The organism is Rhizobium leguminosarum (assembly GCF_001679785.1).
Lineage (GTDB): Bacteria > Pseudomonadota > Alphaproteobacteria > Rhizobiales > Rhizobiaceae > Rhizobium > Rhizobium leguminosarum_R.
This window is the reverse complement of sequence record NZ_CP016287.1, coordinates 72,744-88,497: the sequence shown is the minus strand read 5'-3', so window position 1 is coordinate 88,497 and position 15,754 is coordinate 72,744. Positions and strand designations below refer to the sequence as shown.

Annotated in this window: 13 protein-coding genes and 1 pseudogene; 10 read left to right on the top strand and 4 right to left on the bottom strand. The window is 60.9% G+C overall.

Annotation, left to right across the window (positions count from 1 at the left end):
* Positions 1-2: 2 nt before the first annotated feature.
* The 6 genes from BA011_RS24845 to BA011_RS24820 all read left to right on the top strand — a co-directional run bounded on the left by BA011_RS24845 (position 3) and on the right by BA011_RS24820 (position 7,163).
* The gene (locus tag BA011_RS24845) at positions 3-1,193 is read left to right on the top strand and encodes an L-talarate/galactarate dehydratase (protein WP_065282719.1); all 1,191 of its coding nucleotides are present in this window, start codon (positions 3-5) and stop codon (positions 1,191-1,193) included.
* Between the two features lie 22 nt (positions 1,194-1,215).
* Positions 1,216-1,926, top strand: a complete 711-nt coding sequence (locus tag BA011_RS24840; protein WP_065282718.1) for a ribonuclease activity regulator RraA — start codon at positions 1,216-1,218, stop codon at positions 1,924-1,926.
* Positions 1,927-1,992: 66 nt separating this feature from the next.
* A complete protein-coding gene (locus tag BA011_RS24835; RefSeq protein ID WP_065282717.1) occupies positions 1,993-3,468 on the top strand; it encodes an aldehyde dehydrogenase (NADP(+)) in 1,476 nt (491 codons plus the stop codon).
* Positions 3,469-3,480: 12 nt separating this feature from the next.
* Positions 3,481-4,386 (top strand): 5-dehydro-4-deoxyglucarate dehydratase, encoded by a 906-nt coding sequence (locus tag BA011_RS24830; protein ID WP_065282716.1) that lies wholly within the window; start codon positions 3,481-3,483, stop codon positions 4,384-4,386.
* Between the two features lie 123 nt (positions 4,387-4,509).
* Positions 4,510-6,030: an ABC transporter substrate-binding protein gene (locus BA011_RS24825; RefSeq protein WP_065282715.1), complete on the top strand. Its 1,521-nt coding sequence runs from the start codon at positions 4,510-4,512 to the stop codon at positions 6,028-6,030.
* 71 nt (positions 6,031-6,101) lie between these two features.
* On the top strand, positions 6,102-7,163 hold the full coding sequence (locus BA011_RS24820; protein ID WP_065282714.1) for an Ldh family oxidoreductase: 1,062 nt from the start codon (positions 6,102-6,104) through the stop codon (positions 7,161-7,163).
* Positions 7,164-7,223: 60 nt separating this feature from the next.
* Here BA011_RS24820 and BA011_RS42120 read toward each other — a convergent pair.
* Positions 7,224-7,412 (bottom strand): annotated as a pseudogene (locus BA011_RS42120) (SLC13 family permease); the annotation flags it as partial.
* A 90-nt stretch (positions 7,413-7,502) separates the two neighbouring features.
* Here BA011_RS42120 and tnpA point away from each other — a divergent pair.
* Genes tnpA through tnpC form a run of 3 tightly spaced genes read left to right on the top strand, consistent with a single transcriptional unit; the run spans position 7,503 to position 9,969 of the window.
* On the top strand, positions 7,503-7,931 hold the full coding sequence (gene tnpA, locus BA011_RS24815; protein WP_065282713.1) for an IS66-like element accessory protein TnpA: 429 nt from the start codon (positions 7,503-7,505) through the stop codon (positions 7,929-7,931).
* Positions 7,928-8,278, top strand: coding sequence for an IS66 family insertion sequence element accessory protein TnpB (gene tnpB / locus BA011_RS24810; protein WP_064246224.1), 351 nt, complete (start codon positions 7,928-7,930; stop codon positions 8,276-8,278). The genes tnpA and tnpB overlap by 4 nt, the downstream gene beginning before the upstream one ends.
* Before the next feature lie 47 nt (positions 8,279-8,325).
* A complete protein-coding gene (gene tnpC, locus BA011_RS24805; RefSeq protein ID WP_065282712.1) occupies positions 8,326-9,969 on the top strand; it encodes an IS66 family transposase in 1,644 nt (547 codons plus the stop codon).
* Here tnpC and BA011_RS24800 read toward each other — a convergent pair.
* Positions 9,938-10,183 (bottom strand): DUF6429 family protein, encoded by a 246-nt coding sequence (locus tag BA011_RS24800; protein WP_041365332.1) that lies wholly within the window; start codon positions 10,181-10,183, stop codon positions 9,938-9,940. The genes tnpC and BA011_RS24800 overlap by 32 nt on opposite strands.
* Entirely contained in the window at positions 10,129-11,826 is a 1,698-nt protein-coding gene (locus BA011_RS24795) for an SLC13 family permease (RefSeq protein WP_237352727.1), read from the bottom strand. Before BA011_RS24795 ends, BA011_RS24800 begins: the two co-directional genes overlap by 55 nt.
* Positions 11,827-12,004: 178 nt before the next feature.
* On the opposite strand from BA011_RS24795, the gene ligD reads away from it, so the two are divergent.
* On the top strand, positions 12,005-14,650 hold the full coding sequence (gene ligD / locus BA011_RS24790; protein ID WP_065282711.1) for a DNA ligase D: 2,646 nt from the start codon (positions 12,005-12,007) through the stop codon (positions 14,648-14,650).
* A 340-nt stretch (positions 14,651-14,990) separates the two neighbouring features.
* Here ligD and BA011_RS24785 read toward each other — a convergent pair whose 3' ends face one another.
* Positions 14,991-15,545, bottom strand: coding sequence for a methyltransferase family protein (locus BA011_RS24785; RefSeq protein ID WP_065282710.1), 555 nt, complete (start codon positions 15,543-15,545; stop codon positions 14,991-14,993).
* Positions 15,546-15,754 lie beyond the last annotated feature (209 nt).

The following is a 15,754-nucleotide window of genomic DNA, read 5'->3' as shown; positions in this document are numbered from 1 at the left end:
CGATGTTTGATCCCAATCGACGTACGATTCCCGCACAGCCCCCCAAGGCTGGCTTCGCTGCCGGTCCGTCCAAGTTGGACGCCATCCGGTCGGTCACCCTGTCGCTCGTTTACCTGCCTTTGGCGCGGCCGATCAGCGATGCCAAGGTGTTGACGGGCCGCCAGAAGCCGCTGACGCAGGTGGCCTTTCTATTTTGCGAGATCGTCTCCGAGGCCGGCCATAGCAGTCTCGGTTTCAGTTACTCGAAGCGGGCAGGCGGACCTGCCCTTTATGCACATGCCTGCGAGCTTGCGGACAACCTGATCGGCGAAGATCCCAACGATACGGCGCGCATCTGGGACAAGCTCTGCTGGGCCGGTGCCTCGGTCGGCCGCTCCGGCATTGCAACACAGGCAATCGCCGCCATCGACATCTGCCTCTGGGACCTGAAGGCGAAACGCGCCGGCTTGCCGCTTGCAAAACTGCTTGGTGCCCATCGCGACAGTGTCGCCTGCTACAACACCTCCGGCGGCTTCCTGTCATCGAGCGTCGAGGAAATCCGCGATGCCATCGACCACTCGATCGCCTCCGGTATCGGCGGCATCAAGATCAAGGTCGGACAGCCGGACCCGATGATCGACCTTCGCCGGCTGGATGCGGTGACCAGCCATATCGATGGCCGTGTCCCGCTGATGGTCGATGCAAACCAGCAATGGGACCGCACGACGGCCTTGCGCTTCGGCCGGCTGGTCGAACCGCTCAACCTCGAATGGATCGAAGAGCCGCTCGATGCCTATGACGCCGAGGGCCATGCGGCACTGGCGCGGGAACTTGCCACGCCGATCGCCACCGGCGAAATGCTGGCAAGCGCCGACGAGCACATGGCGCTGATCCGGGCCGATGCGGTCGACTTCATTCAGCCGGATGCGCCGCGTGTCGGCGGCATCACGCCCTTTCTGCGCATCTGCACGCACGCCGAGGCGAAACGCATGCGCCTGGCCCCGCATTTCGCCATGGAAATCCATCTACACCTGGCGGCCGCCTATGCGCATGAGCCGTGGGTAGAGCATTTCGATTGGCTGGCGCCACTGTTTAACGAACAACTCGACATCAAGGACGGCCGGATGATCGTGCCGGCTCGTCCTGGACTCGGCTGCAGCCTGACAGGCAAGGCGCGTGACTGGACTGTGGAAACCCGCAGCTTCGGCGCCTGAACGAGAACGAGGAGGAGGAAGTATGAACCCCGCAACCCGTGAAAAACTGATGGGTGTCTCCGTCGCGACGCTCTGCTCGGCCCTGTTCAAGCGCGGCCTGAGAAACCAGACGATCCAGGATGTTCGACCGATCCAGCCGAAGGGCCGCAATATGGTCGGACCCGCCTTCACGCTGCGCTACATGCCGGCGCGCGAGGACCGCAACGCGATGAACGTCTTTCGGAACCCGAAACATCCGCAACGGCTTGCGATCGAGACTTGCCCGGACGGCGCTGTTCTGGTGATGGACAGCCGCAAGGATCCGCGCGCAGCGTCTGCCGGCGACATCCTGATTACCCGCCTGATGATGCGCGGCGGAGCCGGTGTCGTCACCGACGGCGGCTTCCGGGACGCCATGACGATCGGTGGCCTTGATATCCCCGCCTATCACAACCGTCCCTCCAGCCCGACGAACCTGACGCTGCACGAGGCAATCGACATCAATGTGCCGATAGGCTGTGGCGATGTTGCGGTCTTCCCGGGCGACATCATGGTTGGCGACGACGACAGCGTGATCGTCATCCCTGCCGAGATCGCCGACGAGATCGCCGATGAAGCAGTGGAGATGACCGCTTACGAGGATTTCGTGACAGAACGCGTCAAGCAAGGTCACACGATCATTGGCCTTTACCCGGCCACCGACGAAAGCAATCTGACGCTCTTTGCCGAATGGCGGAAGGTGAATGGCCGCTAAGGCGGCGCATCTTGAACAACACTTCACGCATCAGGACGGAGCGAGGCTCCGCCGAGGAGAATAACAATGAACTGGACCCCTTCAGGCAGGCATTTCATCGCCGGCGAGTGGATTGCCGGAACGACGACATTTCGGTCCGAGCCGGCGCATGGGCAGGCACATGACTTCGCTGTCGGCACAACGGAACTGGTCGACCGCGCCTGCCGCGCCGCCGAAGCTGCTTTTGCAGCGTTTTCGGCGACGACACGCGAGAAGCGCGGCGAGGCCGTCACCCTCATCGGAACGCAGGAAACCGGACTTCCAGAGGGCCGGCTCAACGGCGAACGTGCTCGTACCACCGGCCAACTCAGGCTGTTTGCCGACCATATCCGCAAGGGCGCGCATCTCGACGCGCGCATCGATGCGGCGCAACCGGACCGACAACCGGCGCCGCGCCCCGAGATCCGCCTGGTGCAACGGCCGATCGGCCCCGTCGCCGTCTTCGGCGCTTCGAATTTTCCGCTGGCATTCTCGACGGCGGGCGGCGATACGGCAGCCGCGCTTGCGGCGGGCTGCCCGGTCGTGGTGAAGGGACATTCAGCCCATCCCGGCACCGGAGAAATTATCGCCGAGGCGATCGCCGCTGCTAGCGAACGCACCGGAATGCCGGCCGGCGTCTTCAGTCTGATCCAGGGCGGCCGCCGTGATGTCGGAACGGCTCTGGTGACCCATCCGGCCATCAAAGCCGTTGGCTTTACCGGCTCGCTTGCCGGCGGGCGGGCGCTCTTTGACCTTTGCGCCCAGCGCCCTGAGCCAATCCCATTTTACGGGGAATTGGGCAGCGTTAATCCGATGTTCCTGCTGCCGGCCGCTACCGCTGCCCGGGCGGAGGCAATCGGTTCAGGCTGGGCTGGTTCACTGACGCTTGGTGCCGGCCAGTTTTGCACCAAGCCCGGCATCGCCGTTGTCGTCGACGGGCCGGAGGCGGACAAGTTCACCAGTGCCGCCAAGGCGGCTCTTGAAAAGGTGGCGACGCAGACGATGCTGACCAACGGCATCGCCACAGCCTATCACGACGGTGTGGACCGCCTGCGGGCAAGCAATGCCGTCGCGCCGGTTCTCGCTGCAGAGAGTGCCGGCCGCGACGCAGCGCCGAACCTGTTCGAGACCAACGGCTCGGCCTGGCTTGCCGATCACTCGCTCAGTGAAGAAGTATTCGGTCCTCTCGGTCTCGTCGTACGCGTCGGCTCGCCCGAAAAGATGCTCGCCCTTGCCGAAAGCTTCCAGGGACAGTTGACCGCGACGATCCATATGGACGACGCCGACCTTCGCCTTGCCCGCGACCTGCTGCCGATCCTCGAAAGAAAGGCGGGCAGATTGCTGGTCAATGGCTTCCCTACCGGTGTCGAGGTTGTCGATTCCATGGTGCATGGCGGACCCTACCCGGCCTCGACCAACTTCGGCGCAACAAGCGTCGGGACCATGTCGATCCGTAGATTTCTGCGACCCGTTGCCTACCAGAATTTCCCCGCGGACCTGTTGCCCCAAGACCTGCGCAATTGAAGGAGTGCCAAATTGATTGCCCCGACTGAACTTCGCGAGATCATTCGCAACGGCCTGCTGTCCTTCCCTGTCACGCCTTTTGATGCCGAAGACCGGTTTGCCGCCAAGCCATTTTCAGCGCATCTGGAATGGCTGTCATCCTACCCCGTTGCCGGCCTGATCGTTGCCGGCGGCACCGGCGAGCTGTTTTCACTGACGCCGGGTGAGGTGGTTGAGGTGGTAAAGGCCGCCCGCGCCGTGTCCGGCGATGCGCCCGTTATTGCCGGATGCGGCTACGGCACGCGGATTGCCTGCGACATGGCGCGCGACATCGAGGCGGCGGGCGGCGACGGCATTCTGCTGCTGCCGCATTACCTGACCGAGGCGCCGGCAGATGGCATTGCCGCGCGTGTACGGGCCGTTTGCAAGGCCACCAATATGGGCGTCATCGTTTATAATCGTGGCCAGGCGCGGGTGTCGGCCGAACAGCTTGCTCAGCTTGCGGACGAATGCCCAAATCTGATCGGCTTCAAGGATGGAACCGGCGACATCGATACGGTGCGCCGTGTCACGATCGCGCTCGGCGACCGCCTTTCCTATATCGGCGGTATGCCGACACACGAACTGTTTGCTCAAGCCTATCGCGGAGCCGGCATGCCGACCTATTCCTCGGCGGTCTTCAATTTCGTGCCTGAAACGGCACTGAGATTCCACAAGGCATTCCTTGCCGGTGACGACGCGGCCTGTGAGCAGCTGCTGCGCGATTTCTACTATCCCTTTGCCCGTATCCGCGATCGCAAGGCCGGCTATGCGGTATCCGCGGTCAAGGCAGGCGTGCGTTTGCGTGGCTTTGATGCCGGTCCGGTGCGGGCGCCGCTGACGGATCTTACCGACGAGGAAGTCGAGATGATGCGCGAACTGATTGCTTCGGCCAGGTAAATTTTCGCGCGCCAGATGCGGTCGAAGGCTCCGAACTCGGAGCGCCAGAGTATGCCGGAGCACCGGAAAACGGGACGCAGATCTACTGTGAGGAGCGCCAAAGGCGCATGGGAGGAGAACGAAATGAAACTGCATTTGTTAGCTGCCTGCTTTTCAACAACGGTGCTCGCGCTGAGTTTCGGCTCGGCTCAGGCGCAGGATGCCAAGAGCAACGTCACTATTGTGCTTGCCGAAACCGTCGATGTCGTCGAGCCCTGTATGGCTGCCCGCCAGGACGTCGGCCGGGTCATTTCTGAAAACGTCAATGAGATGCTGGTGGAATTCGACTACGTCAATGGCGGCCTCAAGCCCCGCCTGGCGACGGAATGGTCGAAGATCGACGATGACACCTGGGAGTTCAAGCTGCGCCCGAATGTCAAATGGCACGATGGCAAGCCGTTCACCGCCAAGGATGTCCAATTCACCATCGAGCGCAACAAGAACAAGAAGCTCAGCTGCGAAACCGGCGGCAAATATTTCGGCGGCACGGAGTTCAGCTTCGAAACGCCCGATGCCAATACGATCCGCATCACGACAAAACCGGCGCAACCGATTCTTCCGCTTCTGATGACCGTGATGGCGGTGGAACCGGCCGAGGCGACGCCGGCAGACGAATTCACCCGCAAGCCGATTGGCACTGGCCCCTATACGTTCGACAAATGGGAAATCGGCCAGTCGATCGTGCTGAAACGCAATCCGGAATATTGGGGGGAAAAGCCGCAGGTGGAACAGGCGACCTATCTGTTTCGTTCCGACAGCGCCGTTGCTGCCGCGATGGTCGATGCCGGCGAAGCCGATATCGTTCCGGCCGTATCCGTGCAGGATGCCACCAACAAGGAAACCGATTTCGCCTATCCGAATTCGGAGACGACATCGCTGCGCATCGATACGCGCGCAGCACCCCTTAACGACCGGCGCATCCGTGAAGCGATGAACCTCGCCATCGATCGTCAGGCGATGCTCGGAACGCTGTTCCCCGAACAGGCGAAGATCGCGACACAGCTCGTCGTGCCGACCACGATCGGCTACAATGCCGATATTCCCGCCTGGCCCTATGATCCCGAAAAAGCCAAGGAACTGGTCGCCGCAGCGAAAGCAGACGGCGTGCCGGTCGATCGCGAGATCCGCATCATCGGCCGCAATGGGCAATATCCCAATGCCACCGAAGCGATGGAAGCGATGATGGCGATGCTTCAGGAAGTCGGCTTGAACGTAAAGCTCGACATGTATGACGTCTCCGTGTGGAACGGCTACTTCGTTGCACCCTTCGTCGCCGATTCCGGTCCGACGCTGACCCAGTCGCAGCACGACAATGCGACCGGCGATCCCGTCTTCACCGCTTTTGTGAAATATGCGACCGACGGCTCCCACTCCATGGTTCGCGATCCCGCCGTCGACGCTCTGATCGCCAAGGCGACGTCTGCCACCGGCGACGAGCGCACAAAACTCTGGAAGGAGCTGTTCGCCAAGGTGAACACCGAAATCATCGCGGACATCCCGATGTTTCACATGGTCGGTTTCACCCGCGTCTCGCCGCGTCTCGACTTCAAACCGACGATCGCGACGAATTCCGAACTGCAGCTGTCGCAGATCCGCTTCAAGTAAGCCGGTATGCCGCATTTAAGCACGGGCCGCCCGCAAATAGCGGCCCGTGCTTTCCATGACGTGAGCGAGATATGCCTATGCCGCTGATTGACCGCATTGCCCTGAGCCAATTCGCCGAGCAGATATTGACCCGCGCCGGCATGGAGCCCGACAAGGCCGAAACGACTGCCGCCGTGCTGGTGGAAGGCGACATGATCGGCCACGAAACTCATGGCGTCAGCCTTTTGAACTGGTATGTCGAGGCGTTGGAAGACGGTTCTCTGGCGAAGTCCGGCAGCTATGAGGTGGTCAACGACCGCGGCGCAGCCTTTGTTTGGGACGGCAAATCCTTGCCCGGTGCATGGCTGCTGACGAAGGCGATCGAGCAGGCCTGCGAACGGGTCGGCGATCATGGCGTCGTCACCGCCGCAATCCGCAACTGCCATCATACCTGCGCTCTTTCAGCTTTCATGCGGCAGGTAACCGACCGGGGCCTGATCGTTCAGCTGTCGGTCTCGCATCCCGCTGCAAGCCGCGTTGCGCCCTATGGCGGCACGAAGCCGCTCCTGACGCCCAATCCGATGGCGGCCGGCTTCCCGACGTCTAAGGATCCGATCCTGATCGATGTCTCGGCCTCCATCACCACCACGACCATGACGCAAAACCTGGCGAAGGCCGGCAAGAAATTTCCTGAGGCCTGGGCTTTCACGGCCGCAGGCGAGCCAACCGATGATCCGCGCGAGGTGACCGAACGGGGCGGGACAATGATGCCTCTTGGCGGCCAGTTGAAGGGGCACAAGGGTTTTGGGCTCGGGCTGATCGTCGAATTGCTGGGGCAGGGGCTTTCCGGCAAGGGACGGGCCAACACGCCGTCCGGTGTCTTTTCGCAAAGCGCTTTCCTTCAGGTCATCGATCCCGCCTTTTTTGCCGGGCTGGATGCCTTTACGGCGCAGTCTGACTTTCTCGCCTCTGCCTGCCGCAGCAATCCTCCGGCGCCCTGGAATAATGGCCCCGTTCGCATGCCGGGCGACAGCGCAGCGCGAAAGCGCCGCTCGGCGTTGGAAGAGGGCGTGCCGGTCGGCGATGCAGCTTGGCAGAAGCTTTGCAAACATGCCGAGATCCTAGGCTTGCCTATTCCCGACCTCGCCGCGTGAGGAACACATCTCTGCTTCGAAACTTCTATCGGTCGCCGCAATGCCCGGTGTCGGTTGTAATCAAATCGGCCAAACCAACAACAGGATCGGCACACTGACGACCACCACAATGAGCGAGAGCGGCAGACCCAGTCGGGCGTAGTCACCAAATCGATATCCGCCCGGTCCCATCACGAGCGTGTTGCATTGGTGTCCGATGGGCGTGAGGAAGTCACAGCCGGCTCCAATTGCCACCGCCATCAGAAAGGCAGTACGCATCCGAGTTGGGCCGCATTGTGGAGTGAGTGAGAGTGTGGATGCTCTGTCTATATAGACGGCAATATAGACGGTGCTTCACACATGGACTTGATGAATGATCTCACCGGGCATTTTAGCCGGATGGAGATTGTCGATAGCGGGCGTCGCCGGCGTTTCACGGATGAAGGGAAGCTAGCGATTGTGGCTGAGAGTTATAACGGCCCGCGGCAGGTGACGGCCACGGCGCAGCGTCATGGGATCACGCGCTGGCAGTTGAATGCCTGGCGCAGGGCCGCCCGGGAAGGACGGCTTGTCCACCGCTCGACAAACGGGTTTGTTCCAGCGATCGTCGTTGCCGAGCCGGTTGTTGCGAACACGCCACCTGCGGCGACTGTCGCTGTGCCGCCGCCTGTCAGCGACCACGGTCGCATGGAGGTGGTGAGTGCGAACGACCGGCGTGTGATCGTCGGTCGGGATGTCGACGTGGACGTCCTGCTGCGGATTATGCGGGGTCTGGAGACGTTGCGATGAACCCGTTTCCGATGGGAACGGGTGTCAAGGTTTGGTTGTCGACCGGACATACAGACATGCGGTGCGGCTTTCCTTCGCTAGCCCTTCGGGTGCAGGAAGTGTTGAAGCATGACCCGCTGGGCGGTCATCTGTTCTGCTTCCGGGGCCGCCGAGGTGATCTGGTAAAATTGATCTGGCATGATGGCCAGGGCGCATGCCTGTTCACGAAAAAATTGGAACGCGGCCGGTTTATCTGGCCGAATGTAGAGGGCGGCGCGGTGGCAATCACGCCGGCGCAGCTTTCTTATTTGCTGTCCGGAATTGACTGGCGAGCCCCTCAGGAAACCTGGCGCCCGACGCGGGTTTGAACGTCTTTTGCATTGAATTTGTTGGATAAATATGCTTCTATGACAGCATGTCGTTACCGCCTCTCTCACTGCCGGACGATCTTGCCAGCGCCCACGCCGCGTTGCTGGCGGAACGCGAGGCGCGGATACGCGCTGAGGCTGAAGCGAGCAGTGCAAAAGCAAAACTTTCCGGCATTGAGGCGCTCAACGCCCATCTGCAATTGCTGATCGCCAAGTTGGAGCGCGACAAACACGGTCCGAGCCGGGAGCGCACCCAGCGGCTGATCGACCAGATGGAATTGCAGCTTGAGGAACTGGTCGCTGATGCGACCGAGGATGAGCTTGCGTCAGAGGCGGCCTCAGCGAAAACACAGACCGTTCGTGCCTTCACCCGCAAGCGCCCGGTGCGCAAACCCTGGCCAGAAAATATTGAGCGCGAACGTCTCGTCGTCGACGCGCCGACCGCCTGCACCCATTGTGGCAGCGAGCGTCTGTCGAAGCTTGGTGAGGATACTACCGAGACGCTGGAGGAGGTCCCGCGCCGCTTCAAGATCGTCGAAACCGTCCGGGAGAAATTTACCTGCCGGGACTGTGGCTGCATCAGCCAGGCTCCCGCACCCTTCCATGCAACACCACGCGGCTTCCTCGGCCCCAACCTTCTTTCCACCATCGTCTTCGACAAATTCTCCGAGCATCAGCCCCTGAACCGCCAAAGTCGCCGGTTCCGCAGCGAGGGGATTGATCTGTCAACCCAGACGCTCGCCGACCAGGTTGGCTACGTCAGCGCCGCCGTCAAGCCACTCTTCGATATGATCGAAACCCACGTGTTTGCGGCCGAGCGCCTCCACGGCGATGACACCACCATCCCGATCCTGGCCAAGGGGCAGTGCATTACCGGCCGCATATGGACTTACGTTTGCGACGACCGGCCATTTGGCGGGCAGTCGCCGCCGGCTGCCGTCTTCTACGCCTCCAGCGACCGGCGTGGCGAACATCCGCAACGACATTTGGCCGAGTTCACCGGCATCCTGCAGGCCGATTGCTACAATGGCTTCAATCCGCTCTTCGACCGGAGCAGGAAACAAATCCCGGTAACGCCAGCCTTCTGTTTTGCCCATGCGCGGCGAAAGTTCTTCGAGCTGGCCGATGTCTCTCGCAGTGCCCGGCGGGGCAAGGGCTTGAGGCCTGTCTCTGCGACGGCGCTGGAAGCGGTCAAACGCATCGATGCGCTGTTTGACATCGAGCGCGACATCAACGGCAAAAGCGCCGAAGAGCGCCTTGCCGTGCGCCAGGAAAAGAGCAAGCCGCTGCTCGACGAACTGGAGGCTTGGTTCAGGCTGGAACTCGAAGGCCTGTCGCGATCCTCACCGGTGATTGAACCCATCAACTATATGCTGTCGCGCTGGGCCGACTTTGCCAGATACGCCGACGACGGCAGGATCTGCATGACGAATAACGCGGCGGAAAGAGCCCTGCGCGGGGTTGCATGTGGAAGAAAAAACTGGAGCTTCGCCGGATCCGAGCGGGGCGCCGACCGGGCGGCCATCATGCTGACCCTTATTACGACGGCCCGCCTCAACGACATCGACCCGAAGGCTTGGCTCGCAGATGTGCTGACGCGCATCGCAGATCTTCCCGTCTCCCGCCTGCGTGAGCTCTTGCCTTGGGAATGGAAGAGGATCAAGGCGGTGGCGATATCGGTTGCCGCGTAAACAGCGTCCGAAACAGCTCCTCCGACCGCCGCAGACCCTCGTCCGTCAGCACCAGCGACTTCGACTTGTTCACCGGGTCGCCGATCATGCCCTTCTGATGCAAGCGATCCGTCGTTGCCCAGTCAAAGCCCTTCCAGGCACAACGCTCGTTATGCAGCGTTAGCCACAACAGCGCCAAAACGGCATCGTCGATCTTGTCCTCATCGATCTCCATGAACCCGACGTTACCACGCGAACCCCATTAAGTCCTGCGGCCCACCTCGGATGGATACGAAAGGCATCGGGCCTGAAGCCCAGCTTCTCGGCAAAGGTCGCGGCGATCGGGGCCATGACCAGAACCGTCGCTGCGTTGTTCAAAAACGGGGTTACCGCCATGGCCGCAACCAGGATCAGAGCCAAAGCGCCGAAGGGCGGGAGCATTTCGGCAGTTCGCGAGAGGAGATCCGCGATGATGTCGGTGGTTCCAGTGGTCCTGAGCGAGTCGCTGATCGGAATGAGAGCGGCCAGCATGATCAGAATGGGCGCATCGAGATGCTGATAGACTTCCCGCAAAGGAACGGATCCGGTGACCACCATCAGAAAAGCGGCGGCGAAAAACGCTGTCGCGACGGGAATGCCCCCGAAGGCTGTCGCCCCCATCGTTGCCATCAGGATAATGACGGGGATCATGCCATTGCGGGCGTTGCCGAGCTTCATATCTCGTTCGACCAGCGGCAAACATCCCCATTCGCGTAGAAGATCCGGTAGTTTCTGCAAGTCGCCCTGCAAGACCACGACGTCGCCATTGCGGATCTTGATCTCGCCCAGGCGCTCGGTGAAGCGCCTGTCGCGGCGGCTGACGGCAAGAAGGTTGAGCCCGGTATTGTGGAAGAGAGAAACGTCTTTTGCGCTGAGGCCGATCAATCGGGAATGTTCGCCAACAATAGCTTCAACAGAACTGATGTCTTGGCGTGTCTCAGGCTCGTGTTTACGGTCGGACAGTTGAAGCTTGGCTTCACTGACGATCTTGTCGAGGGCACTCTGCTCCCCCTCGATAATAAGAAGGTCGCCATCCTTGAGCACCGTGTCGGGAAGGGGCGTTCGTCTTTGGCCGTTGCCACCGATAATCGCAGTCACCATCGCATCGCCGCCCGCCGGCTTCTGCAGCCAGCTGACGGACCGCCCGATTGCCCCTGATGGCGTGGTGACCTTGGCCTCGGTCGTGTAGTTTTTGATCGCCACCGCCTCATCCATCGACGTTTCGACCCGTGATCTTTCAGGCAGCAGCTTGTAGAACAGCGCCAGAAAGATAACGCCGGCTACCGAGAGCGCCAGGCCGACAGGCGTATAGTCAAACATCATGAACGGCTGCCCGGTGATCTCCTCGCGCACCCGGGAAACTATGATGTTTGGCGACGTGCCGATCTGCGTCATAAGCCCTCCGAGCAGAGAGGCGAAAGACATCGGCATCAGGAACATCGACGGTGATACACGTGATTTCCGGGCCATTTGCACAGCGACCGGGATCATGATCGCCAGCGCACCAATGTTTTTGATGAAAGCCGACAGGGCTGCGACAATGGCAACCAGAATGATCAGCTGCATTCGTGGCCCGCGTCGTTCGGGAGAAAATCTGCGCAAGGCGACGTCCATGATCCCCGATCTGGATATCGCCGCACTGACGATGAGCGCGCTGCCAACGATGATAACAATGTCATCCGAAAAGCCGGAGAAAGCATTCTTGGCAGGGACGATGCCGACAATGATTGCAGCGAGAAGGGAACTCACGGCGACTATATCGTATCGATAACGACCCCATACGAAGGCGCCCATCATCAGCGCGATGATGAGAAGCGAAAGCCATTGATCAGCGCGCATGTTTGCATCCCGGTGGTAGCAATTAACGTTTGAAGCAAGAGAACGATACGACGAGACGGAGACATTTTTTCTCGTCTATTCCCAGCCGTTTTATCCGCTGACGGCTGGAGGAGCACCCTGATGGAACTTCCAGCCGCCAGGCGGCATTTCGCTGTCGGGGTTGCTTTTGGGAACGACCATGGCCAGTGACAAACTATCGACCTATCGGTCGAAGCGCGACTTTAAAAAAACGGATGAGCCGAGCGGTGAAAAACGCCTCGCGCGCAGCAATCGCCGTCGCTTCGTCATCCAGAAACATGATGCCACCCGGCTGCACTACGACCTGCGGCTCGAGCTGGATGGCGTCTTCAAATCCTGGGCGGTCACCAAAGGCCCGTCTCTCGACCCGCACGACAAGCGGCTGGCAGTTGAGGTCGAGGATCATCCGCTCGACTATGGCGACTTCGAAGGCACCATTCCGAAAGGCCAGTATGGCGGCGGCACGGTCATGCTCTGGGATCGGGGCTATTGGGAACCGGAAGGAAATAAGAGCCCGGAGCAGGCCCTCGCCAAGGGTGACTTCAAGTTCACCTTGGAAGGCAAACGCCTGCACGGCAGCTTCGTGCTGGTGCGGATGCGCAACGATCGCGACCGTGGCAAGCGCACGAACTGGCTGCTGATCAAACACCACGACGAGTTTTCGGTCGAGGAGAATGGCGATGCGATCCTCGAGGAAAACGACACCTCCGTTGCCTCCGGCCGAACCATGGAAATGATTGCCGCCGGCAAAGGACGAAAGCCCAAGCCTTTCATGGTCGAGGATGGCGACGTTCAGGCTGATGCCGTCTGGGACAGCAATCACGGACTGGCTGCCGAAGAGCGAAAAGAGGACGCCGGAGGCAGTCGGAAATCAAACCCGGCCACAAAGGTCGATCTGCCTGATTTCATCGCGCCGCAGCTCTGCCGGACCCTGGAACGCCCTCCGGCCGGCACCGGCTGGATTCACGAGATCAAGTTCGACGGTTACCGGATTCAGATGCGCGTGCTGGATGGTGAGGCGACGCTGAAAACCAGAAAAGGGCTCGACTGGACAGCAAAATATCCGGAGATCGCCGAGGCGGCATCGACATTGCCCGATGCGATCATTGACGGCGAGATCTGCGCCCTCGACGACCATGGCGCACCGGACTTCGCAGCCCTCCAGGCAGCCCTTTCGGAAGGCAAGACTGGTGATCTCGTCTATTTCGCCTTCGATCTACTCTATGAGGGAGGCGAGGATTTGCGATCTCTGCCGCTCGTCGAGCGCAAGGCGCGGCTTCAAAGCCTTCTGTCCGACGCCGGCAGCGATCCGCGCATCCGGTTCGTCGAGCATTTCGAGACTGGCGGCGATGCAGTTCTCCGGTCTGCATGCAAGCTCTCGCTCGAAGGCATCATCTCCAAACAAGCGGATGCACCCTATCAATCCGGCCGTACCGAAAGCTGGGCGAAGTCGAAATGCCGCGCCGGCCATGAGGTGGTAATCGGCGCTTACGCCAAGACCAACGGGAAATTCCGATCCCTGCTGGTCGGCGTCTATCGTGGCGACCACTTCGTCTATGTCGGCCGCGTCGGCACGGGATATGGCGCAAAGAAAGTGGAAACGCTGCTGCCGAAGTTGAAGGCGCTCGAGACGGCGAAATCGCCTTTCACCGGCGTCGGCGCACCGAAAAAGGAGGCCGAGGTCACCTGGCTGAAGCCCGAGCTCGTGGCGGAAATCGAATTCGCAGGATGGACCGCAGACGGCATTGTCCGGCAGGCGGCCTTCAAGGGACTGCGGGAAGACAAGCCGGCGAAAGAGGTCAAGGCTGAACGGCCGGCGAAGCCCGGGCAAACTGACGTGCCGCAGCCGGCGGTGCAGGCGAAGGCCGGACCCGCCCGTCGAAAAAGCGCCAAGGCCGAGGTCATGGGGGTGCTGATTTCAAACCCGGACAAGCCGCTATGGCAGGATGCGAATGACGGCGGCCCCGTCACCAAGGAAGAGCTGGCCCGCTACTACGAAGCCGTCGATTCCTGGCTGATCGAGCACATCAAGGGACGCCCATGTTCGGTCATCCGCGCACCGGACGGGATCGGCGGTGAGCAATTTTTCCAGCGCCATGCGATGCCCGGCACCTCAAACCTCCTCGAACTGGTCAAGGTCTTCGGCGATAAAAAGCCCTATCTGCAAATCGACCGGGTCGAAGGCTTGGCCGCCGTCGCGCAGATCGGCGCGGTCGAGCTGCACCCCTGGAATTGCGAACCGCATCAGCCCGAGGTGCCCGGGCGTCTCGTCTTCGACCTTGATCCAGGTCCGGACGTGCCGTTCTCCGCTGTGGTCTCGGCGGCCCGGGAAATGCGGGACCGTCTCGACGCGCTGGGCCTGATCAGCTTTTGCAAGACGACTGGCGGCAAGGGTCTGCACGTTGTCACTCCACTCGCGGTCAACAAGCGCAAGCCCCTTTCGTGGGCTGAAGCGAAGGGTTTTGCGCACGATGTGTGCCAGCAGATGGCGCGCGACAATCCCGATCTCTATCTGATCAAAATGACGAAGAGCCTGAGGAACGGCCGGATCTTCCTCGACTATCTGCGCAACGACCGGATGGCGACGGCGGTGGCGCCTTTGTCACCGCGCGCCCGGCCGGGCGCCACCGTCTCGATGCCACTGACCTGGACCCAGGTCAAGTCGGACCTGGACCCCAAGCGCTTCACCATCCGCACCGTTCCTGCTCTTCTGGCGAAATCGTCGGCCTGGGAAGACTATTGCGACGGCCAACGGCCACTGGAACAGGCGATCAAGCGCCTCGCCAAGGCGCGGGTCGCGGCTTGATTGAGGGGCTTACCGCGGACCGGGTTCGAGGTGATAGTTAGCCCGAACGGAATTGCTTTGGCAGTTCGCGCCCGGCGATCCACCGTGGCGACAGTCGGGCCAGGCGTCGGATTAATGCCGTGGTGTTCAAGTTGGATTTGTTGCAGGCAACGACACTCGCCTGGCCACGATCGACAGTTTCCGTGGAGCAGTCCGAAAAGTCCATCGGTCGGAGGCTTTCGACGCTGATTGCTTTATCGCATCGTCGAGAGGTCAGTCGCCTATCGGGCCGCTGCCTCGTGGTACAGCTGCATCGCGACTGACGCGGTTCCGCCATGCGTACCCTGCCTAGGAGGCAGGTTTACCGCCAATCGAACCACGGTGTCAGCAGGCCCGTCTTGCGCCGATAGGCTTCATATTCGGATGCCAGCGGTGATAGGGAGAACTTCCTCTCTTCATTGCGGGCTGCAATCACGTAGACAATCGTAAAAAACAAGACCGGCAGGATCGACCATATCGACCAAGATGCCAGCGCCCACCCCGACCAGAAGAGCAGGTAGGAGGTGTAAAAAGGGTGCCGCAGGTAGCGATAGGGACCGTCGGTGACAAGACTATCTGGGTGATCGCGGTCGAACACAAAGCGCAACCTGGCCTGTCGCGAGGCCGACACCGCCCACCAGAACAAGCCCGCCGCCCCGAGTTCAAATCCGAGTCCTACTACCTGTACCCATAGCGTCTGTGGCCCAGACCAAACCAGGTACAGGAAAAACGCCGTCGTCGCGATGACGCCGACGGTGATCAGCTTTGCTCCGGCTTCCATCTTCGGCGAGTTGAAGTGGCCTCGCAACGACCACGCCCAGCACCCGACGATAATCAGGCTGGTGATCGAAATAATGAAGTCCAGAAGAAATTGCATCTCGATGCCCAGCTTGAAAGGTTGGTTACAGTTGCTGCTGCGACAGACCTAACCTGTATGCAACGCCGAGGCAACTGATCGACGCATGAAACGCAACCGCACTGAATCGCGACGTGATGCACGACCTGGTTCAGCTCTGGTTTACGATAATCATGCACTTGCCGTAGATATTTTCGTGCAAGACTTCGGGCTGGGCTTTAGGGGTCGCA